The following is an 18461-nucleotide window of genomic DNA, read 5'->3' on the forward strand; positions in this document are numbered from 1 at the left end:
GGCCGAAGCGGCAACGAAAATCGACCGCTGCGCTGAACCTTGGCGTCCTCGCCCCGACCGAGCGAGGACGCCAAGCACCGCTCATCCCACTTCGAGGACCGCCTTCACGACCTCGGGCCCATGCACCATCAGGCTGTGCAGCGCACTGACCTGCCGGGCGCCGGCCCACACTCCCGTGGTCGGTACGCCGAACTGCCGCAGTTCGACCCGTTCAGCCGTGAACGGGTCCGGCTCGATGTACCTGCTGCCGCCCGTGCCGCACAGGTACGTATCCGCGCCGACCGCCAGACACAGGTCCACGAGGCGCTGCGTCCGCCCGGAGCCTGCGGACAGGGCGCTGCTGCGGACCACCGTTCCTGACCAACCGAGGAAACGGAGCAGTAGCAGGGTGGACGCTTCGGCGATCTCCGCCATCCGGTCGGTACTCCTGAAGAGTGTCAGGAGCCCTGGTAGGTCCGTCGCCAACAGAGGCCAGTAGGGGCTGACCCCGTAGTGCTGGCGAAGGACGTGTTCCACCCGGCGGACGCTGCGCGGGATTTCGACGAGGCGGGCGTCGCGGATCAGGGTTGCCCTTCCGGACGGAAGGTGCGTGGGAACGGACAGCCACCGGGTCGGGCGGCTACCGTCGACCGGCGCCACCCGGGCCCGGTGCTGGTAGTCACGGCGGCTGAACTGGACGTCGTCGAGGACCACCCAGACGTCCGCGGCGGCGAGTTTCGCCACGGTGGAGAGGCGGGGGAGGAAGTTGGGTTGGTGGACGGCGCACACCAGCCCGGAGGGCGGTGCCGCGTCAGCCGATGACCTTGCTGTCGAATCCGTCGGCGAGAAGCCGCTGGTACGCATCATGAACCGTCTCCGGAACATCCTGGGCGACGGCGAACCCGAGCCTCGGATACTCGATCACCCGCTGGAGGTCGCCCACGAGACTGTCGATCACGAGTCTTTCGTCGCCGATGCTTTTCACGTAGTCGTTCAGGTTCATCGGGGTGGAGGTGCACACCACCTCCGCCTCCGGCCACACCTGGCGGGCCGTCGCGTACGCCCGGCGCTCCATGTAGGGCGTGCTCACGAGCAGCACCGACCGTGCCTCGACGCCGGCGGCCTCCAGGACCTCACGGGAGTACTGGATGTTCTGCCCGGTGTTGCGGGCGCGGGGTTCCTGGTGGATCGCACGCTCGGGCACTCCGAGGGCGATGGCGTGTTCGGTGAAGTGCACGGCCTCACCCCGGGGGAAGAGCTCCGGCCGGGACGGGTTCGGCCCGCCCGTGAACACGATCTTCCCTACCAGGCCGTCCAGGTACAGGGCTGCCGCCTCGGCCGCCACTCCGAGATCGTGGCAGCCCAGACCGATCGCCACATCGCACGGCCGCCGCTCGTGCCCCACCTGGTGGTATTCCCAGATCAGCGTGGCGTCCGCCCACTGTCGGTCGGTGATCTCGCGCTGCTGCGTGTCCGCCACGTTCTTCTCCCGCTCACTGAAGGCACCGTGCCTGCTGGAATCCGGACCGGATGCCTCGGATGCTCCTTCGCTGGTGGGTCATACCGTACTTGTCCGCCATCACCTCGGCCCTGTCCAGCAGGGCGAGCCCCTCTCCGGCAGTCGCGCGGTCGGTCAGCAGGATGTGCCCGTGCGCGGTGGTCAGCCGCACGTCTTGCATGGGCGTCGAACCGCTCGTGTTCGTCCTCGCCACCTCGATCAACCGGACTGCCTCTCCGAGATTCCCCGCACCTCGGTACGCGAGCGCAAGCTTCTGGTTGCCTGTCGCCCAGTCCTCCATCTCATCCAGGTTCTCGAACACCCGGATCGCCGACTCGGTGATGCCGATGGCCTGTTCGTGCTCGCCCTGCTTGTCGAGCGAGGTTCCCACCCACAGAGCCGCCCGGGTTCGATCCCGTACGCTGAGGCGGAAGTCACCGGAAAGGTCCGAGTACCGGCCCGCCGCAGCCGAGAGCTGCCCGGACATCTCCGTCACCACGGCCAATGCCAGGTCCAACTGGGCCGTCCGCCGGGGGATGTCGAGCTGGGTGTACAACAATCGGGCCTTGGTGTACGAGGCCGAGGCCGACAGCGGGCCGATCAGTGCACCCTGATCACGACGGAGGTCGCCGACCAGGGCCGTCGAACGGGCCAGCAGGTAGAGGCCGCGGTCGTCGAGTTCGGCTGCCGGCCAGCGTGACTGCCAACGTTCCAACAGGACTCCCGCCAAGGCGAATTCCTGCCGGGACGCCGCCAGCACCGCCCGTTCGATGTCCTCCGTCCACGACTCGTACTCCCATGCCCGCGGCCCGGCCTGGATCTCCGCGAGTACCGGAGTGCCGACTTGTTGCGCCACCAGTGCCTCGAATCGCATACGAGCATCGGGATCGCACTGGCGCAGCACGTGTACGCCGTCGTGCTGCCCACGATCGCGCACCTCGGCGACCAGGATGCCGCCGACAGACGACGCAAGCACCTTGAGGACATCGGCATACGCGTCCTGGTCACTCGGACCTAGAAACCGCGGTCTGCGGGATTTCTTTCTTCCTCCCGGCCCCTGACGCAAAGAGTCTCAGCGAGAACGCGATGACCATCACTCGCCACTCCCGCCACCGGCCCGGGATCGCCTCCCCACGTCCATCCCGGAGGAACAGCCATGAATCGCGTCCTGGAGTTCAGCACCACAGTCACGACCGCGTCCCTCGGCACGATTCGCCACCTGCTGTCCGAGGAGGTCGTGAGAGTCGGCGTAGTCCTCGACGAATCCCGGGCGTACGCGCTTCGTGTGTGCTCGTCGGAGTTCATCGACAACGCGATCAAGCACTCCACCGGTCAAGGGCCCCGAAAAGAGGCCGAGTTGTCGATCGAAATCGGTGTCGACAGGGAGCGCGACCGGCTGCGGATCACCGTGACGGACCCGAACGTGGTCGAACCGGCGATGAACAGCAGCATCGATGACCTCGACGCGACCAGCGGCCGCGGACTGGTGGTCGCCGACGGCTACGCGGACGACATCGGCTGGCACCAGCGGCTCGACCTTCAGGGACAGCCCACCGGTTGGTCCGTCTGGTTCGAACTCGACCTGGAACCGGAGACCTTCGACCAGGCCACCGTCGCTGAGGCGGAAGCGCAGTCGAAGGCCGTCGCGCGACCCGTGAGCGTTGCCTGAAGGCCGGCTCCGGGCACGTACTCGGGAATGTCCCAAGGCTGAACTGCCCGGCGCAACGGCCCAGGCAACGCACCACCACCTTGACGACGGCCACGAGTCGACGTCTCCAGAGGCCGGGCCGATCCCCTCCCTCTGTCCACCCGTCCACTCCGTACCCGAGGACTGCGCCGTGAGCGTCGGACCGCGCACCAGAACACTGCTCAAGACCTCCACTCCGGCCCGCAGACTGGACATCGCGGCCTCCTACGAGGCGCTGACGCAGGCCTGCGTGGTCACCGGCGACGACCCGGCGAAGGCCGAGCTGGTCAGTGAGAGCCCGAACCACCTGTGGTCGCTGGGCTCGCGCTCGTGCGCACTCGCCATCGTCCACCCGGACCTGGATGAGGCCTGGGCGCTCATCAAGGGCGCCCAGTTCCTCCGACAGCACCGGGTCGCCGTCACCTCGCCCTACTACACCGAGGCTCGCGCGACTGCCGACGGCCGCGCCGTGACCTTCTGGCGCGACCTCGGGAAGCCGAGCACTGACACGTCGCTGTCCGCGTGGGTGACCGCCCTCACGCACCGAATCGACCCCAGGACGGCCCCGTGGCTGCGGGAACACGACCCGTTCGCCGGGCTGCTGGACGGCTTGGACGACGCTCCGCTGGACGATCCCGCCCGCCGGTTCCTGCGCGAGCGCGCGGCCCGACTGCGTGAGGAGTGGGACTACCTGGACTGGCCGACGCCGGACGCCGTCGTCCTTGGCGCCCTCGGCATGGTCCCCGTCCACGACGACGGAGTCCGTGTCGGGCTCCTGCTGCGCCGCCCACTGCGGCGCGGCCACCGCGAGTGGGACCTGGTCGCCGCCCGCTGGCGCAGCGAACTGCTCACGGGCGCCCGCGAGGACCACCGGACCTTTGCCGACACCTACCTCTCCTACGAGTGGGAGAATCAGGCCCCCGGCCACCCCTGCATCGGCGCTTGGTCCGGCTACCAGGTCGTACGCGACATCGTCGTCCTCGCCACGGTGATGGACACGGTCCGCCGCTCCCGGCTCGACGACGGCGCCCGTCGGCAGGCCGTCCATCGCCTCGCGTATTTGCGTGGTGCGCACCCCTCCCCGTGGAACTGGGGCCGTGATGACGGCCCGAACATCGTGCACTCGCACGTTCCGCATCACATCGAGAAGGGCAACTCGCCATGACCGTTACTGAGTTCGAAGCGAAAATTCTCAACGTCGAGCCGGAGAAGGTGCGCGCGCTCCTGATCCGGGCCGGGGCGGAGCACGTGGGCGACCGGGCTCAGCGCCGGTACGTCTACGACATCCCCGGTCGGCCCGGTGCGTGGGTACGGCTGCGTGACACCGGCACCGACGTCACGTTGTGCGTCAAGGAGATCCACTCCGACGCGATCGACGGCGTGACCGAGACGGAGACGACCGTCGGTGACTTCGACGCCGCGAACACGCTTCTCGGCAAGCTCGGCTACCAGCCGAAGGCGTACCAGGAGAACCGCCGGTCCTCCTGGACGCTGGGCGGCGCGTCCGTCGAGATCGATGAGTGGCCGTTGATCCCCCCGTACCTGGAGATCGAGGGCAACAGCGCCGAACACGTCCACACGACCGCTCTCGCACTCAAGCTTCCTCTGCAGGAGCTGACGAGCGAGAACACGATCAAGGTCTACCGCCGGTACGGGATCGACATCGAGTCGATTCCCCGGCTCACGTTCGAGTGACAGGAGACGAACGGGGTCGGTTTCCTCTCCGCCAGGATGGCCCCGGACATGGCTTTCCGGCGGGCCGTACGAACCGTGGCGAGGGCTTTCGACGCCGACGAGGTTCACCTCACCGGTGGGGAACCCACTCTCCACACGGAGGTTCCCGCACTGGTCGGGGCACTCACCGGCATGGGCTTGAACGTCGGGATGACCAGCAACGGGGAGCGCGGCCGGCAGGTCATGCCGGAGTGTTCGGCAGCCGGCCTCAACCGGGTCAACGTCTCGGTCTTCGGCACCACTGCGGCAGAACTCCAGGCCGTTCAGTCCGAGCGCTTCAGGTCGGCGGGCTTGGCCGAGGCGAAGATCCGTGCAGCGGAGCAGACCGTCCGGTCCGCCGTCTCCAACGGCGTGAAGGTCTCCGTGAACATCGTCGTTCCCGGGATGGTCCACGTCGACCGGGTCGTCAACCTGGTCGAGTCGTACGGCCAGTTCGCGGACGTGCGGATGCTCACCAGCATCCAGCACGGACCGGAGTCCGTGGCGGCGATCTCCGAAGTGCTGGCCCGGGTCGGTGCGGAACCGGTGCTCCGGACGTTCACCGCCGGCACCTCCGACGAGCGCACCCTGTACCGGGCGCTGGGCGGCCGGGCGGTCTACGTCAAGCGGCTGCTGCCCGTGCGGCTGCCCGACACCTGTGCGTCGTGCCGGTTCAACAACGACACGGACTGCGAGGAGGGCTACTACGGCATCCGGCTGTACCTCACCGATCAACGGGAGTACATGGTGGGCGTCTGCATCCAGCGGATGGACCTCTGTGTTCCCGTGGCCGAGTTGCCGAGGAGTGGAATCGTGGAGGAGGTACAGGCCTTCAAGGATGCCGAGGTCCGGAGGTTGACGCGCGAGTACGGGGCCGCTGCCTGAGTGGAGGGCCTTGCCGGTGGGGCTGTGGCGGCCTCGCTCGGTGCGAGCGAGGCCGCTGTCCATGTGCGGGTCAGCCCGTGATCCTGCCTAATCCACGCAACACCACTCGAACGAGGGAAGTGTCGCCAATTCTCCTGGTGTCGAATATTTCAGCGATAATCGTAAAGAAATTTAAACATTCTTCGTGAAAGTCAACTGCCCGCGCATCTGTCTTTGTGTGGCAGCGATCCGCGCCCTAGCCTCTGCCATGCACATTGAGATGGCAGGAGGCCAATGCGATGAGTTTGGAAGTTTTCGAAGACGGTCAAAATTCACCCGAGTATCGGCAAGTCTTGACGCCGGAGCAAGAGCAGTACCTTCAGGAAGATTACCGGAGGAAGGTCAAGGACTTTGACCAGCTGGAGGTGGTGCTCCGCGAGATCCGAACCTCCCAGCGGATCTATTTTCTGGTCATGGTCGGTGCGACCGTGTTGACTGTCCTGTTGGGCTACAGCGTGCTCGCCGGGTTTTGGGGAGTCAAAACCGCATTCACGAGATGCCTGGGGCTTGTAACCTTTGTCGCCCTGTCGATTGCGATGCTTCGACTCCTGAAGGATGGCCGCAAGAGGCTCGCCGCCAAGTCTGGCGAGCTGCGCAATGCGCTGCAGGACCGCCAGACCGCCGCTGCCCGACTCCCGCTGGACTCTCCGTCCGGGCTGAGGATCTACCGAGAAGCATCGCTGGAGATCGTCGACCAGTACAGGAAGAGTGCCAACAGGAATCGCAGGGTCCACAACTTCTTCCAGGTGATCATCATCACCGGGTCAATTGTGACCTCATCCCTCACTGCGATGAACACTGGAGACAGTGTCGTGCTCAGGATCGGAACCACATTCCTCAGTGGCTTTGTTGGAATTTCGGCAGGTGTGACCGGATATTTCAAGTTCCGGGAGCGAGGCTATAATCTCCAGTCAACTGCTGATGAGATCGAGAAGCATTACAATGCTTCGCAGTTCATGCTCGATGAATATGCCGGGAGTGACCCGAATGAACCGCCTTCGGAGAGCCATCGTCTGCGAATGTTTGCTCGATTCGTCGAACGCTTGAAGGAGGAGCAGCGGAAGCGAGAGTTGCAGCTTGAGCAGTCCAGTTCGACGAGCGAGGAGCATGTCGGCGGATGAGGCCAGGGTGCAGAAGGATAGGGCTGGGATCGCGCTATCTGCTCGCGCCGGCCCAGCATTGGCGCGCTCGCCGATTGATGGCGGCGCATGGCTCAATTTCGTACGCGACCGCTTGGTGCTTGGTGGAGTTGGCGAGATCTCCTTCCGAACTCCCGTACGTTCACAACATCGCTGTTCGGATGGCGGCACGCGGCATATCGGCGTCAGGAGTCACTCTCGATTCCTGGGCTGCCCTGGAACCGGGAGAGCAACGCCGTCGGCTTCTGTGGCTGGAGCGTCATGGGGCCACCCCACTCGCTGTCATGGGCGTGACTCTCGGAGCGGTCGAGCAGGCGAAACTCCATGTTGTGGAGTGGGGCTTGCCGACCGGGCATCGAGCCATCGCGGTCAGACCGAGTCGGGGCGTTGCGCCTGATTGAGGTCCACCGGTTGGGCCCGCACGTTGGTGTCGAACGTGCGGGCCCCTTCGGTGTGTGCTCAGCGGGCGGCGAGGGCCTCCAGGACGCGGTCGAGGGAGGTGCCGAGGCCCCAGCGGGTGGCGAGGTGTTCCAGGGTCATGGGGTCGAGGGGCTCGCGGGGGACGGTGGGGTCGAAGGCGGGGAGGGGGGCGTCGTCGGCGACGCGGACGACCTTGGGGGCGACGTCGAGGTAGGCGGCGCCCTCGACGATGTTGCGGCGGCGGGCGGGGGTGAGCTTGGAGGCGACGTCGAGGGCGGCGGCGCGGATGGCCGCGAGGTCGCCGTACTCGTTGATCAGCTGGGCCGCCGTCTTCTCGCCGATGCCCTTGACCCCGGGCAGGCCGTCCGACGGGTCGCCGCGCAGGGCGGCCATGTCGGCGTACCGGGCGCCGCGCACGCCGTACTTCTCCAGCAGCAGGGCGTCGTCGGTGACCTGGAGGTTGCCCATCCCCTTGACCGGGTAGAGCACGGTGATCCCGCGGGCGTCGTCCACCAGCTGGAAGAGGTCGCGGTCGCCGGTGACGATCTGCACCGGCCCGGTGGCGCGGGCGGTGAGGGTCCCGATCACGTCGTCCGCCTCGTAGCCGGGGGAGCCGACCCGGGCGATGCCGAGGGCGTCCAGCACCTGCTCGATCACCGGGACCTGCGGGGCCAGCGTGTCGGGCACCTCCTCCTCGCCGTCCTGGGCCTCCTCGGCGACCCGGTGGGTCTTGTACGAGGGGACGAGGTCCACCCGCCACTGGGGGCGCCAGTCGGCGTCCATGCACGCGACCAGCTGGTCGGGGCGGTGGTCGTGGACCAGCCGGGCGATGAAGTCCAGCAGGCCGCGGACGGCGTTGACCGGCTCACCCTGCGGCGAGCGCAGGGTGTCCGGTACGCCGTAGTAGGCCCGGAAGTACAGGCTGGCGGAGTCGAGCAGCATCAGTCGCGGTGCGGTCACGCCTCCGATCATGCCGCATCGGGGTGACGGGCCGCCGGTTCTCAGTGCTCGTGCGGTCCGGCGCGGTGGACCGGGCCGTGGGTGTTGGCGCAGTGCTCGGCGGCGGAAGCGGAAGCGGCGGAGTCGCCCGGGGTGGCGATCTGCAGCAGCGCGCCGGCCTCGTCCTCGCCGACGTGGTCGACCTGGAGGGTGGAGTGGGTGATGCCGTACTCGGTCGAGAGCCGGCGCTCCAGGGAGCGCCGCACCGCGTGGCAGTCGCCGCCGGGGGTGACCAGGATGTGCGCGGACAGGGCGGGCTGGCCGGAGGTGATCTCCCAGATGTGCAGGTCGTGGATCTCCTCGACCAGCGGCTCGGTGACCATCCGGTCGGCCACCGCGTCCGGGTCGATCCCGGCCGGGGCGGCCTCCAGGAAGATCCGCCCGGAGTCCCGGACCAGCGCGATGCCGGCCTTGAGCATCAGCGCGACGACGATCAGCGAGGCGATCGAGTCGGCCCGGGCGAAGCCGGTGGTCAGGACGATCAGGCCGGCGACGGCGGTGGCGATGAAGGCGTACAGGTCGGTCAGTACGTGCTGGAAGGCGCCCTCGACGTTCAGCGAGCTGCGGTTGGCCTTGGACATGCACCAGGTGGCCGCGAGGTTGACGACGATCCCGACCAGTGCGGTGACCAGCACCAGTGAGCCGGTGACCTCCGGCGGTTCGAGCAGTCGGGCGATCGCCTCGTAGCCCAGCCACGCCGACAGCACCAGCAGGGTGACCCCGTTGGCCTGCGCGGAGAGGATCTCGGCGCGTTTGAGGCCGTAGGTGTAGCCGCCGCGGGCCGGGCGGGCGGCGAGGCGCATGGCGATCAGGGCGAGCACGATCGAGGCTGCGTCGGTGAGCATGTGCGCCGCGTCCGAGATCAGCGCCAGGGACTGGGCGGCGAAGCCGACCACGACCTCGCCGGCCATGAAGACGACGATCAGGGCGAGGGCACTGAGCAGCCAGCGGCGGTCCGCGTTGGCGGCGACTCCGTGCGAGTGTCCGCCGTGTCCGCCGGATCCGTGCGCGTGGCCGTGTCCGCCGGAACCGTGTGAGTGCGACGGCGAGTGCTCGTGGTCATGCGCATGATCATCGTGCGAGTGCTCGTGCCCGGCCATGGAAGTCCTCTCTGGGCGCACGGGTGGGAAGGGGGCCTCGATGCGACCGGCCCGCACCCGAAGTGAACCGCAGAATCGACAAAGATCCAAAGGCTGTACTGGTGACCGTTGTCGTTGCCGTTCAGGCGGCCGCAGCCGGCGCACTCCACAGCCGCCAGGCACGACGAACTCCCCTCCCATTGAGCCCAGTTGAGCTATCCCAGTGCCAGTGCGTCGAGACTCGCGGCGGTGGCCGCCCGGACCAGGGCCCGCATCAGCCGCAGGTCGTCCCCCTGCTCCGGGTGCCACTGCACTCCGAGTGCGAACCCCGGCCCCTCCACCGCCTCCACCGTCCCGTCCGGAGCGTGGGCGCTCACCCGCAGGCCCGCCCCCACCCGGTCGACGGCCTGGTGGTGGAAGGTCGGCACCTCCAGCTCGCTCTCCGGCAGCAGCCCGCCCAGCAGCGTCCCGGGCACCGGTCGCACCGGGTGCGAGCCGTAGTGCCCGGGCGAGCCGCCGTGCACGTCGACCGCCAGGACGTCCGGCAGGTGCTGCACCAGCGTCCCGCCGCACACCACGTTCAGGATCTGCATCCCCCGGCAGACCGCCAGCAGCGGCATCCCCGCCGCCAGCGCCGCCCGCAGCAGCGCGACCTCCCAGGCGTCCCGCTCCGGCGAGTCCAGCTCGGCGGCCGGGTGGGCCGGCTCCCCGTAGTAGGCCGGGTCGATGTCCGGTCCGCCCGCGATCACCAGGCCGTCCAGCCGGGCCAGCACCTCCGGCGCGCGCTCCGGGGCGTCGGGCGGAAGCAGGATCGCGATCCCGCCGGAGTCCCGGACCTGCGCGGTGTACCGCTCGGGCAGCAGCGCCACCCGGCGCCCCCGCCAATCGCTCCAACTCGCTTCCACCAGATAGGTGCTGATGCCGATCAAAGGCCTGCGATCCATGGCGGGCATTCTCCACCCGAACCGCCTGATGAACCGTCAGACACGCGCGTCGGCGCGCCGAGGGCGTCCGACACCCGCCGCCCTCTTCCGCCCCGCGAGCCGCAGGCCGTACGGTTCGCTGTGACCGCTTGATCTCGAAGAGTGATCGAGGAGGAGGGTTCGGTCATGCCCGAACAGAGCGCCGCGGGCTCGCGGCCCCGGCCGCCGCTGACCCTGGACGAGCTGCGCACCCTGGTGGACGCCGGGGAGGTGCACACCGTCGCGCTCGCCTTCACCGACATGCAGGGGCGCCTCCAGGGCAAGCGCTTCGCCGCCCGGTTCTTCCTCGACGAGGTCGCCGAGCACGGTGCCGAGGCCTGCGACTACCTGCTGGCCGTCGACGTCGACCTGAACACCGTGGACGGCTACGCCTTCTCGTCCTGGGCCACCGGCTACGGCGACTTCGCGATGCGGCCCGACCTCGCCACCCTGCGGCTGACCCCCTGGCAGCCCGGCACCGCCCAGGTCACCGCCGACCTCGCCCGGCACGGCGGCCGCCCGGTGGACGCCGCCCCGCGCCAGCTGCTGCGCCGCCAGCTCGCCCGGCTCGCCGAGCACGGCCTGGCCGCCGACGTCGGCACCGAGCTGGAGTTCCTGGTCTTCCGCGACACCTACGAGCAGGCCTGGCAGGGCGGTTACCGCGGCCTGACCCCGGCCAACCTCTACAACGTGGACTACTCGATGCTGGGCACGGCCCGGGTCGAGCCGCTGCTGTCCCGGATCCGCGCCGAGATGGCCGGGGCCGGACTGGTGGTGGAGTCCGCCAAGGGCGAGTGCAACCTCGGCCAGCACGAGATCGCCTTCCGCTACGCCGACGCCCTCACCACCTGCGACCAGCACAGCGTGTACAAGACCGGCGCGAAGGAGATCGCCGCCCAACTCGGCTGCGCGCTCACCTTCATGGCCAAGTACGACGAGCGCGAGGGCAACAGCTGCCACATCCACCTCTCGCTGCGCGACGCCGTCGGAGCGCCCGCCTTCGCCGACCGGGACGGCCGGATGACCGACAACATGCGGCACTTCCTGGCCGGGCAGCTGGTCGCCCTGCGCGAGTTCAGCCTGCTGTACGCGCCGAACATCAACTCCTACAAGCGCTACCGCCCCGGCTCCTTCGCCCCGACCGCCGTCGCCTGGGGCCGGGACAACCGCACCTGCGCCTACCGGGTGGTCGGCCACGGGCCCGGTCTGCGGATGGAGAACCGGGTGCCGGGCGGCGACGTCAACCCCTACCTCGCGGTGGCCGGGATGGTCGCGGCCGGCCTGCACGGGCTCCAGCGCAAGCTGGAACTGCCCGCGCCCTGCCTCGGCAACGCCTACGCCGTCGAGGAGTACGCCCGGGTGCCCGGATCGCTGCGCGAGGCGGCCGAGCTGTGGGCGGGCAGCGAACTGGCCCGGGAGGCCTTCGGCGACGACGTGGTCGAGCACTACCTGAACATGGCCCGGGTCGAGCAGGCCGCCTACGACGGGGCGGTCACCGACTGGGAGCGCTACCGATCCTTCGAACGGATGTGACGCATGACCGAGTCGACGGCGGGCGACGGCCCCGTGAGCACCGTCCGCAACCCCGCCACCGGCGAGCCGCTCGCCACCGTCCCGGACACCACCCCCGAGCACCTGGACGCGGCCGTCCGGCGGGCGGTACGCGCCCAGGCCGGCTGGGCCGCGCTCGCCCCCGGCGACCGGGCCCGGCTGCTGCGCCGGTTCGCCGACCAGGTCGAGGTGCACGTCCCGGAACTGGCCGCCCTGGAGGTGAGCGAGGCCGGCCACCTCCTGGCCAACGCGCGCTGGGAGGCCGGCAACGTCCGCGACCTGCTGGAGTACGCGGCCGGGGGAGTGGAACGGCTCACCGGCCGGCAGATCCCCGTCCCCGGCGGCCTGGACGTGACCTTCCACGAGCCGGTCGGCGTGGTCGGCGTGATCGCGCCGTGGAACTTCCCGATGCCGATCGCCGCCTGGGGCTTCGCCCCCGCCCTCGCGGCCGGCAACGCCGTCCTGCTCAAGCCCGCCGAGGCCACCCCGCTGACCGCGCTGCGGCTGGCCGAACTCGCCCTCGCGGCGGGCCTGCCCGAGGGCCTGTTCCAGGTGGTCCCCGGCGCGGGCGCCACCACCGGCCGGGCCCTGGTGGACCACCCGGCCGTCCGCAAGATCGTCTTCACCGGCTCGACCCTGGTCGGCAAGGAGGTCGCCGCCCGCTGCGCCGCCCGCGCCAAGCGGGTCACCCTGGAACTCGGCGGCAAGAGCCCCAGCATCGTCTTCGCCGACGCCGACCTGGCCCGCGCCGCCGACCCGATGTCCTTCGCCGACAACAGCGGCCAGGACTGCTGCGCCCGCAGCCGCGTCCTGGTCCAGCGGGAGGCGTACGAGGACTTCCTCGCCCTGCTGCTGCCCGCCGTCGAGACCCTGCGCACCGGCGACCCGACCGACCCGGAGAGCCGGCTCGGCCCGCTGATCTCGGCCGCCCAGGTCCGCCGGGTGGCCTCCTACGTCACCCCCGACCTGCCGGTGCTGGCCCGCGGCAAGGTCCCCGACGGGCCCGGCTACTGGTACCCGCCGACGGTGATCGCCCCCGAGGACCCGGACGTCCCGGCGGTCACCGAGGAGATCTTCGGCCCGGTCGCCGCCGTCCTGCCGTTCACCGACGAGGCCGACGCGCTGCGGCTGGCCAACGCCACCCGCTACGGCCTGTCCGGCTCGATCTGGACCCGGGACGTCGGCCGCGCGCTGCGCCTGGCCCGGGGCGTGCGGGCGGGCAACCTGTCGGTCAACTCGCACGCCTCGGTGCGCTACTGGACGCCCTTCGGCGGCTTCGGCGAGTCAGGGGTGGGCCGGGAGCTGGGGCCGGACGCGCTGCGCCACTTCACCGAGACCAAGAACGTCTTCTTCCACAGCGAGGAGTAGGAGCCCGATGAGCGACAACGACGCCGTGGTCTGCCGCCGGCTGGTCGGCCGCACCGCCGTGGTGACCGGCGCGGGCAGCGGCATCGGCCTGGCCGCCGCCCGCCGGCTCGCCGCGGAGGGGGCGAAGGTGGTCTGCGCCGACCTCGACGAGGAGACCGGGCGGGCCGCCGCCAAGGAGGTCGGCGGGCTGTTCACCCACACCGACGTCACCGACCCGTACATGGTCGAGGCGCTGTTCGACGAGGCGTACGAGACGTACGGCAGCGTGGACGTCGCGTTCAACAACGCGGGCATCTCACCGCCCGAGGACGACTCGATCCTGACCACCGGTCTGGACGCCTGGCGCAAGGTCCAGGAGGTCAACCTGACCTCGGTGTACCTGTGCTGCAAGGCCGCGCTGCCGTACATGCGCCGGCACGGGCGGGGCTCGATCATCAACACCGCCAGCTTCGTGGCCCGGATGGGCGCGGCCACCTCGCAGATCTCCTACACCGCCTCCAAGGGCGGGGTGCTGGCGATGTCCAGGGAGCTGGGCGTGCAGTTCGCCCGGGAGGGCATCCGGGTCAACGCGCTCTCGCCCGGGCCCGTGGACACCCCGCTGCTGCGCGAGCTCTTCGCCGCGGACCCGGAGCGGGCCGCCCGCCGGCTGGTGCACATCCCGCTCGGCCGGTTCGCCCGGGCCGAGGAGATCGCCGCCGCGGTGGCCTTCCTGGCCAGCGACGACTCCTCGTTCATCACGGCGAGCGAGTTCCTGGTGGACGGGGGCATCTCCGGGGCGTACGTCACCCCGCTGTAGCCGCCGTGCCGGGTTCTCACCGGAATCTCATCGAAAACGCCGGGAATTCCCGGCTGCGCTGATTTCGCGTTTATCCGGCTGCCTTTAGATTCTCTGTCGTGAGCGAGCAGATTCCCGCCGGGTGGTACCCGGACCCGAAGGACACCACCGGCGACCCGAGGCCGCAGCGGTGGTGGGACGGCAGGGGCTGGACGGCCGACACCCGGCCCGCCCCCTCGGACGCCCCGGCGCCGGGTGCCGCGCAGGCCGAGCCGACCGCCGCCGCGGACCCGGAGCCGGGAGCGGCCGAGCAGCCCCGGGTGCTGGAGGGCGAGGTGCTGGACAGCGGCCCGACCGTCCGCTTCCCGGAGCCGCCGCCCTTCGGCACCGCCTACGGCTCGCCGGCCGGGCCGCCGGCCAAGGCCCGGCGCAAGCCCTCCAGGCTGGCGGTGGCCACCACCGTCGCCGCCCTGCTCGGCCTGGGTGTCGGCTCGGGGATCACCTACCTCGCGATGGACGGCCACTCGGACCGTGCCCCGCGCAGCGCCCGGCCGGCCCCGCAGGGCGGCTACGGAGGACCGTGGGGCGGCATCCCGGGCTTCGGCGATCCCGGCAACGGCGACGGCGGCGACGGCAGTGGTGGCGGGAACGGCGGCAGCGGTGGCGGGAACGGCGGTGGGAGCGGCGGCAACGGCAAGGGCGGCGGCGGCAAGACCCGCCCCGGCACCGACCAGGCGATCGACGTGGTGAACCGGCTCACCCTGCCGGTCCCGGACGGCTGGGAGGCCGGCACCACCACCCAGGGCTTCGCCGCGATCACCATCGGCTCGTACACCTGCGCGGACGGCAAGGGCAGCTGCTCCCTCGGCGGGGTGAACACCGGCCGGATCGACGGCGGCGGCACCGACGCCCAGGCGGCGGCCAAGAACGACATCGCGGCGGCCGCGAAGGACTCGTACGGCGACGTCACCGGGCACCAGGAGCTCAAGTCCGAGGCCGTGAAGGTCAACGGCCAGGACGGCTACCTGGTCCGCTGGAAGGTGGACGTCTCCAAGGGCAACAGCGGCTACGTGCAGACCGTGGTCTTCCCGTCCGCCGACGGCAAGGCGCTGGTCTCGGTGCACTTCGGCTTCGACATCGCCGACAAGTCGCCGGACGTCGCGGTGATGGACACCGTCGTCCAGGGCATCACCGCCTACAAGGGCAAGCTGCCGAGCCTCCCGGGACTGCCCGGTTCGGGCTCGGGCTCCGGTCAGGGCGGCTCCGGCGGCACCACCACCTGAGCCCCGCGCTCCTCACACGGCGGCGGCCCACCCGGGAGGGATACCTCCGGGTGGGCCGCCGCCTTCTCGTCGCGCGTGTCACGGGAACCGGGCCGGACGGGGGAGTGGCCGGCCCGGTCCCGCGCCCGGCGTCAGGCGTCGCGTCGAACAGCCTCGACGCGACGGCGCCGGAGCACCATGCCGGCCCAGCCGACGCTGATCGCGGCGGCACCGGCGAGCAGCAGCGGGCCGGTGGAGGAGGTGCCGCCCACGGCCGCCGAGGCGGTCGGGATCACCTGGCCGGCCGGGGAGTCGGGGTCCCCGCCGTGGCCGTGGTGGGCGACGGTGGACTTCGAGGCGTCGGCCGCGATCTGGGCGTCGCTGGGCGCGGCCGGGGCCTGGGCGGCGAGCGCCGACACGGCGGCGGTCTTGGCGCCGAAGTCGACGTCGGAGCAGGCGTAGAAGGCCTCCGGGCTGTCGCTGCGCTGCCACACCGTGTACAGGACCTGGCGGCCGGTGCGCTGCGGCAGGGTGCCGGAGTAGCTGTAGGAGCCGTTGACGGCGTTGCGGTCGACCTGCACCTGGGCCACCGGGGTCGGGTCGAGGTCCGACCACTTCAGCGCCTTGGTGGGGTCGTAGCTCGCCTTGGTGATGTAGACCGTCTGGGTGCCGACGTGCGGCGCGGTGGTGCGGAACTGGAAGGTGAAGGCACCGGGCTTCACCGCGGTGGCCGGCCAGTCGGTGCGCGGCCAGTCCAGGGCCGCGTACTTGTCGCGGTTGGCCGAGCAGAGCTTGCCGTCCGGGATGATCGCCTGGCTGTTGCCGGCGGCGTTGGCGATGTTGACCTCGTTCCAGTCGTAGAGCGGCTGGGTGCCGCTCGCGGCGACGAGGTCCTTGCAGACCTGGGACACCGGGTGCTCGGGGCCCTCGGCGTAGCAGGCGGCGACCCGGCTCACGGGGTTGGTCATCGTGCCGTGGGCGCTGGCGGTGCCGGCGGTGGCACCGGCCACCGCGAGGACGGCGGCGCCGATCACGCCGACGGACAGGGCACTTCGCTTGATGGACATGGGGTGGGGCTCCTTGACCGTCGTTCCGGGCGGGTGTGGGGGAACGGACACGCCTGCCCGTTCGGGGGCCGCCGGCCCGGCGCACGCCCCCCGGGCCAGAGCGTAGGATTGGTCTGGACCATAAGGCAATAGTCGGGCGCACTGTGCTTGCTGACGGACTGTAGGCCCACGAGCAGCGCAAAGGCCCGACGGAACGTCGCGGTTAGCCGTTCCATCGGGCCCCGTTAAGGCTCCGGAAAGGTCCGAATCAGAAGTGCAGGTCGCCGTTGATCGTCTCGGTCTTGACGACCTTGCCGCCGTTGCCGACCTGGCCGACCTGGAAGACGGCCCCCTCGACGGTGGTGTCCCGGATCTCGTTGTGGTACACGGTGGCCGCCTGGCCGGTCTCCGCGGGCGTGAACTCGGCGATGATCTCCCGGAGTTCCGCGGCCAGGGCCGGGTCGGCGGCCAGCAGGCGGCGCAGCCTCGGCTGCCACTCGCTCTCGACGCTCCGCAGGGCGGACTCGCGGCCGGCCTCCGGGGCCGCCGTCAACTCGGCCCGGGTCTCGTCCAGTTCCTCGGAGACCGAATCCGCCTTCTGGCCGAACAGCGCGACCACGCGCGGCTTCACCCGGTCCCAGGCCGAGGTGACCATGAGGCCGGCCAGAACGGTCGCGCCCCTCGTGGCGATGTCCGTGAGCTCGGGGTCCATGCTGCTCCCTTGTCGTGCCGAGGTGTCGGCACCACGGTAGGGCAAGGCCGGACGAAGCGTCAGAGGAACGTCCTGCCCTCGCCCCGGTAGGTCGGCACCGTCCGGACGACGCGGTCGCCCTCGATCAGGTGCAGCTCGGCGAAGCGCTCGCACAGCTCGCCCGCCTTGGCGTGCCGGAACCAGACCCGGTCGCCGATCAGCAGGTCGTCCGCGGCCGGGCCGAGCAGCGGGGTCTGCACCTCCCCGGCGCCCTCCATCGGGTCGTAGCGCAGCCCGGCCGGCAGGTACGGCACCGGCGAGCGGTCCGGGCCGGCCGCGCCGGAGGCCGGGTAGCCGCCGCCGAGCACGGTCACCACGCCGAGGCCGGGGCGGCGCACCACCGGCTGGCCGAACAGCGCGGCCGGTCGGCCCCGGAACGAGCGGTAGTGGTCGAAGAGCCGCGGCACGAACAGCCCGGAGCCGGCGGCGACCTCGGTGACGGCGCGCTCGGCCACGGTGGACTCCACGCTGCCGGTGCCGCCGCCGTTGACGAACTCCAGGTCGGCCACCCGCCGCAGCCGCCGGACCACCGCCGCGCGCCGCTCGGCCAGTTCGGCGCGGGCCTTGGCCTGCATCAGCCGGATCAGCCGCGAGCGCACCGGCCGTCCGGGCACCCGGTCACCCACCCCGGCGACGTGCCCCTCGTACGCCATCAGGCCGACCACCCGGAAGCCCCGGCGGCGCTGGACGAGCTCGGCGAAGGCGCCGAGCTCCTCGGGGGTGCGCAGCGGCGAGCGGCGGGCGCCGACCCGGACCCGGCCGCCGAGCAGGTGCAGCGAGGTGTCCAGCTCCAGGCAGACCCGCACCTCGGCGTCGCCGGTCCGGGCCGCGTCGATCAGGTCCAGCTGGGCCGGGTCGTCCAGGACGACGGTGATCTCGCGGGCGGCCTCCGGGTCGGCGGTCAGCTCGGCGAAGCCGGACCGGTCGGCGGACGGGTAGGCGAGCAGGACATCCCGGACGCCGGTGCGGGCCAGCCAGAGCGACTCGTCGAGGGTGAAGCTCATCACCCCGAGGAAGCCGTCCACGGCCAGCGCCCGGTCCAGCAGCGCCCGGCAGCGGATCGACTTGCTGGCCAGCCGGATCGGCTTGCCGCCCGCCCGGCGCACCAGGTCGGCGGCGTTCGCGTCGAACGCGGCGAGGTCCACGACGGCCACCGGGCCGTCCAGGTGGGCGGTGGCGCGGTCGTACCGGAGGCGGTCGGAGACCGGGGTGGGCGCGGTCGCGGGCGCGTCGAGGATCACCATGGGCGCAGGGTGCCACACCGCGCTACCGGTGGGTAGGCCTCGCGTGCGGGGAAATGGGGCCGCT

At 70.7% G+C, this 18461-nt stretch carries 18 protein-coding genes; 9 read left to right on the forward strand and 9 right to left on the reverse strand.

Going from position 1 to position 18461, the window contains the following annotated elements; all coding sequences use genetic code 11:
- Window positions 1-81: 81 nt before the first annotated feature.
- The 3 genes from ACFRMQ_RS03085 to ACFRMQ_RS03095 are packed head-to-tail and all read right to left on the reverse strand — an operon-like array spanning window position 82 to window position 2453.
- Window positions 82-846: a WbqC family protein gene (locus ACFRMQ_RS03085; RefSeq protein WP_380726288.1), complete on the reverse strand. Its 765-nt coding sequence runs from the start codon at window positions 844-846 to the stop codon at window positions 82-84.
- The gene (locus tag ACFRMQ_RS03090) at window positions 791-1459 is read right to left on the reverse strand and encodes a YdcF family protein (RefSeq protein ID WP_380726290.1); all 669 of its coding nucleotides are present in this window, start codon (window positions 1457-1459) and stop codon (window positions 791-793) included. Before ACFRMQ_RS03090 ends, ACFRMQ_RS03085 begins: the two co-directional genes overlap by 56 nt.
- A gap of 13 nt (window positions 1460-1472) precedes the next feature.
- Window positions 1473-2453 carry a hypothetical protein gene (locus ACFRMQ_RS03095; protein WP_380726292.1) on the reverse strand — a complete coding sequence of 327 codons (981 nt, stop codon included), beginning with the start codon at window positions 2451-2453 and terminating at the stop codon, window positions 1473-1475.
- A gap of 180 nt (window positions 2454-2633) precedes the next feature.
- Between ACFRMQ_RS03095 and ACFRMQ_RS03100 the strand changes: the two genes are divergently transcribed.
- The 5 genes from ACFRMQ_RS03100 (at window position 2634) to ACFRMQ_RS03120 (ending at window position 6922) form a co-directional block, all read left to right on the forward strand.
- The gene (locus tag ACFRMQ_RS03100; protein ID WP_380726294.1) at window positions 2634-3146 is read left to right on the forward strand and encodes an ATP-binding protein; all 513 of its coding nucleotides are present in this window, start codon (window positions 2634-2636) and stop codon (window positions 3144-3146) included.
- A 169-nt stretch (window positions 3147-3315) separates the two neighbouring features.
- Window positions 3316-4329: a hypothetical protein gene (locus ACFRMQ_RS03105; RefSeq protein ID WP_380726296.1), complete on the forward strand. Its 1014-nt coding sequence runs from the start codon at window positions 3316-3318 to the stop codon at window positions 4327-4329.
- A complete protein-coding gene (locus ACFRMQ_RS03110) occupies window positions 4326-4859 on the forward strand; it encodes a class IV adenylate cyclase (RefSeq protein WP_380726298.1) in 534 nt (177 codons plus the stop codon). The genes ACFRMQ_RS03105 and ACFRMQ_RS03110 overlap by 4 nt, the downstream gene beginning before the upstream one ends.
- A gap of 48 nt (window positions 4860-4907) precedes the next feature.
- Window positions 4908-5762: a radical SAM protein gene (locus ACFRMQ_RS03115; RefSeq protein WP_380726300.1), complete on the forward strand. Its 855-nt coding sequence runs from the start codon at window positions 4908-4910 to the stop codon at window positions 5760-5762.
- A 278-nt stretch (window positions 5763-6040) separates the two neighbouring features.
- Window positions 6041-6922 (forward strand): DUF4231 domain-containing protein, encoded by an 882-nt coding sequence (locus tag ACFRMQ_RS03120; protein ID WP_380726302.1) that lies wholly within the window; start codon window positions 6041-6043, stop codon window positions 6920-6922.
- A gap of 477 nt (window positions 6923-7399) precedes the next feature.
- On the opposite strand, the gene ACFRMQ_RS03125 is transcribed toward ACFRMQ_RS03120, so the two are convergent.
- From ACFRMQ_RS03125 to ACFRMQ_RS03135, 3 genes are all read right to left on the reverse strand, one after another.
- The gene (locus ACFRMQ_RS03125) at window positions 7400-8302 is read right to left on the reverse strand and encodes a 5'-3' exonuclease H3TH domain-containing protein (protein WP_380726384.1); all 903 of its coding nucleotides are present in this window, start codon (window positions 8300-8302) and stop codon (window positions 7400-7402) included.
- Window positions 8303-8361: 59 nt separating this feature from the next.
- A complete protein-coding gene (locus tag ACFRMQ_RS03130) occupies window positions 8362-9459 on the reverse strand; it encodes a cation diffusion facilitator family transporter (protein WP_380726304.1) in 1098 nt (365 codons plus the stop codon).
- Between the two features lie 194 nt (window positions 9460-9653).
- Window positions 9654-10382: a gamma-glutamyl-gamma-aminobutyrate hydrolase family protein gene (locus ACFRMQ_RS03135; RefSeq protein ID WP_380726306.1), complete on the reverse strand. Its 729-nt coding sequence runs from the start codon at window positions 10380-10382 to the stop codon at window positions 9654-9656.
- 165 nt (window positions 10383-10547) lie between these two features.
- Here ACFRMQ_RS03135 and ACFRMQ_RS03140 point away from each other — a divergent pair, with 165 nt between their 5' ends.
- The 4 genes from ACFRMQ_RS03140 (at window position 10548) to ACFRMQ_RS03155 (ending at window position 15377) form a co-directional block, all read left to right on the forward strand.
- Window positions 10548-11933 carry a glutamine synthetase family protein gene (locus tag ACFRMQ_RS03140; RefSeq protein ID WP_380726308.1) on the forward strand — a complete coding sequence of 462 codons (1386 nt, stop codon included), beginning with the start codon at window positions 10548-10550 and terminating at the stop codon, window positions 11931-11933.
- A 3-nt stretch (window positions 11934-11936) separates the two neighbouring features.
- On the forward strand, window positions 11937-13319 hold the full coding sequence (locus ACFRMQ_RS03145; RefSeq protein WP_380726310.1) for an aldehyde dehydrogenase family protein: 1383 nt from the start codon (window positions 11937-11939) through the stop codon (window positions 13317-13319).
- A gap of 7 nt (window positions 13320-13326) precedes the next feature.
- Window positions 13327-14115 (forward strand): 3-oxoacyl-ACP reductase, encoded by a 789-nt coding sequence (locus ACFRMQ_RS03150; protein ID WP_380726312.1) that lies wholly within the window; start codon window positions 13327-13329, stop codon window positions 14113-14115.
- Between the two features lie 98 nt (window positions 14116-14213).
- The gene (locus tag ACFRMQ_RS03155; protein ID WP_380726314.1) at window positions 14214-15377 is read left to right on the forward strand and encodes a DUF2510 domain-containing protein; all 1164 of its coding nucleotides are present in this window, start codon (window positions 14214-14216) and stop codon (window positions 15375-15377) included.
- Window positions 15378-15508: 131 nt separating this feature from the next.
- Here the strand turns inward: ACFRMQ_RS03155 and ACFRMQ_RS03160 are convergent, their stop codons facing one another.
- The 3 genes from ACFRMQ_RS03160 to ACFRMQ_RS03170 form a co-directional block, all read right to left on the reverse strand.
- Entirely contained in the window at window positions 15509-16423 is a 915-nt protein-coding gene (locus ACFRMQ_RS03160; protein ID WP_380726316.1) for a lytic polysaccharide monooxygenase, read from the reverse strand.
- Between the two features lie 247 nt (window positions 16424-16670).
- Entirely contained in the window at window positions 16671-17114 is a 444-nt protein-coding gene (locus tag ACFRMQ_RS03165) for a hypothetical protein (RefSeq protein ID WP_380726318.1), read from the reverse strand.
- Window positions 17115-17173: 59 nt separating this feature from the next.
- On the reverse strand, window positions 17174-18397 hold the full coding sequence (locus tag ACFRMQ_RS03170; protein ID WP_380726320.1) for an amino acid deaminase/aldolase: 1224 nt from the start codon (window positions 18395-18397) through the stop codon (window positions 17174-17176).
- Between the last annotated feature and the right edge of the window lie 64 nt (window positions 18398-18461).

The sequence above is a fragment of the Kitasatospora sp. NPDC056783 genome (genome assembly GCF_042789895.1).
In the GTDB taxonomy this organism is placed as follows: Bacteria; Actinomycetota; Actinomycetes; order Streptomycetales; family Streptomycetaceae; genus Kitasatospora.

Bases quoted from the DNA above. Each gene is read 5' to 3' on its own strand.
- ACFRMQ_RS03085 (WP_380726288.1), bottom strand. From the start codon at position 846: ATGATGCGTACCAGCGGCTTCTCGCCGACGGATTCGACAGCAAGGTCA.
- ACFRMQ_RS03100 (WP_380726294.1), top strand. From the start codon at position 2,634: ATGAATCGCGTCCTGGAGTTCAGCACCACAGTCACGACCGCGTCCCTC.
- ACFRMQ_RS03110 (WP_380726298.1), top strand. From the start codon at position 4,326: ATGACCGTTACTGAGTTCGAAGCGAAAATTCTCAACGTCGAGCCGGAG.
- ACFRMQ_RS03115 (WP_380726300.1), top strand. From the start codon at position 4,908: ATGGCTTTCCGGCGGGCCGTACGAACCGTGGCGAGGGCTTTCGACGCC.
- ACFRMQ_RS03120 (WP_380726302.1), top strand. From the start codon at position 6,041: ATGAGTTTGGAAGTTTTCGAAGACGGTCAAAATTCACCCGAGTATCGG.
- ACFRMQ_RS03125 (WP_380726384.1), bottom strand. From the start codon at position 8,302: ATGCTGCTCGACTCCGCCAGCCTGTACTTCCGGGCCTACTACGGCGTA.
- ACFRMQ_RS03130 (WP_380726304.1), bottom strand. From the start codon at position 9,459: ATGGCCGGGCACGAGCACTCGCACGATGATCATGCGCATGACCACGAG.
- ACFRMQ_RS03135 (WP_380726306.1), bottom strand. From the start codon at position 10,382: ATGGATCGCAGGCCTTTGATCGGCATCAGCACCTATCTGGTGGAAGCG.
- ACFRMQ_RS03140 (WP_380726308.1), top strand. From the start codon at position 10,548: ATGCCCGAACAGAGCGCCGCGGGCTCGCGGCCCCGGCCGCCGCTGACC.
- ACFRMQ_RS03145 (WP_380726310.1), top strand. From the start codon at position 11,937: ATGACCGAGTCGACGGCGGGCGACGGCCCCGTGAGCACCGTCCGCAAC.
- ACFRMQ_RS03150 (WP_380726312.1), top strand. From the start codon at position 13,327: ATGAGCGACAACGACGCCGTGGTCTGCCGCCGGCTGGTCGGCCGCACC.
- ACFRMQ_RS03160 (WP_380726316.1), bottom strand. From the start codon at position 16,423: ATGTCCATCAAGCGAAGTGCCCTGTCCGTCGGCGTGATCGGCGCCGCC.
- ACFRMQ_RS03165 (WP_380726318.1), bottom strand. From the start codon at position 17,114: ATGGACCCCGAGCTCACGGACATCGCCACGAGGGGCGCGACCGTTCTG.
- ACFRMQ_RS03170 (WP_380726320.1), bottom strand. From the start codon at position 18,397: ATGGTGATCCTCGACGCGCCCGCGACCGCGCCCACCCCGGTCTCCGAC.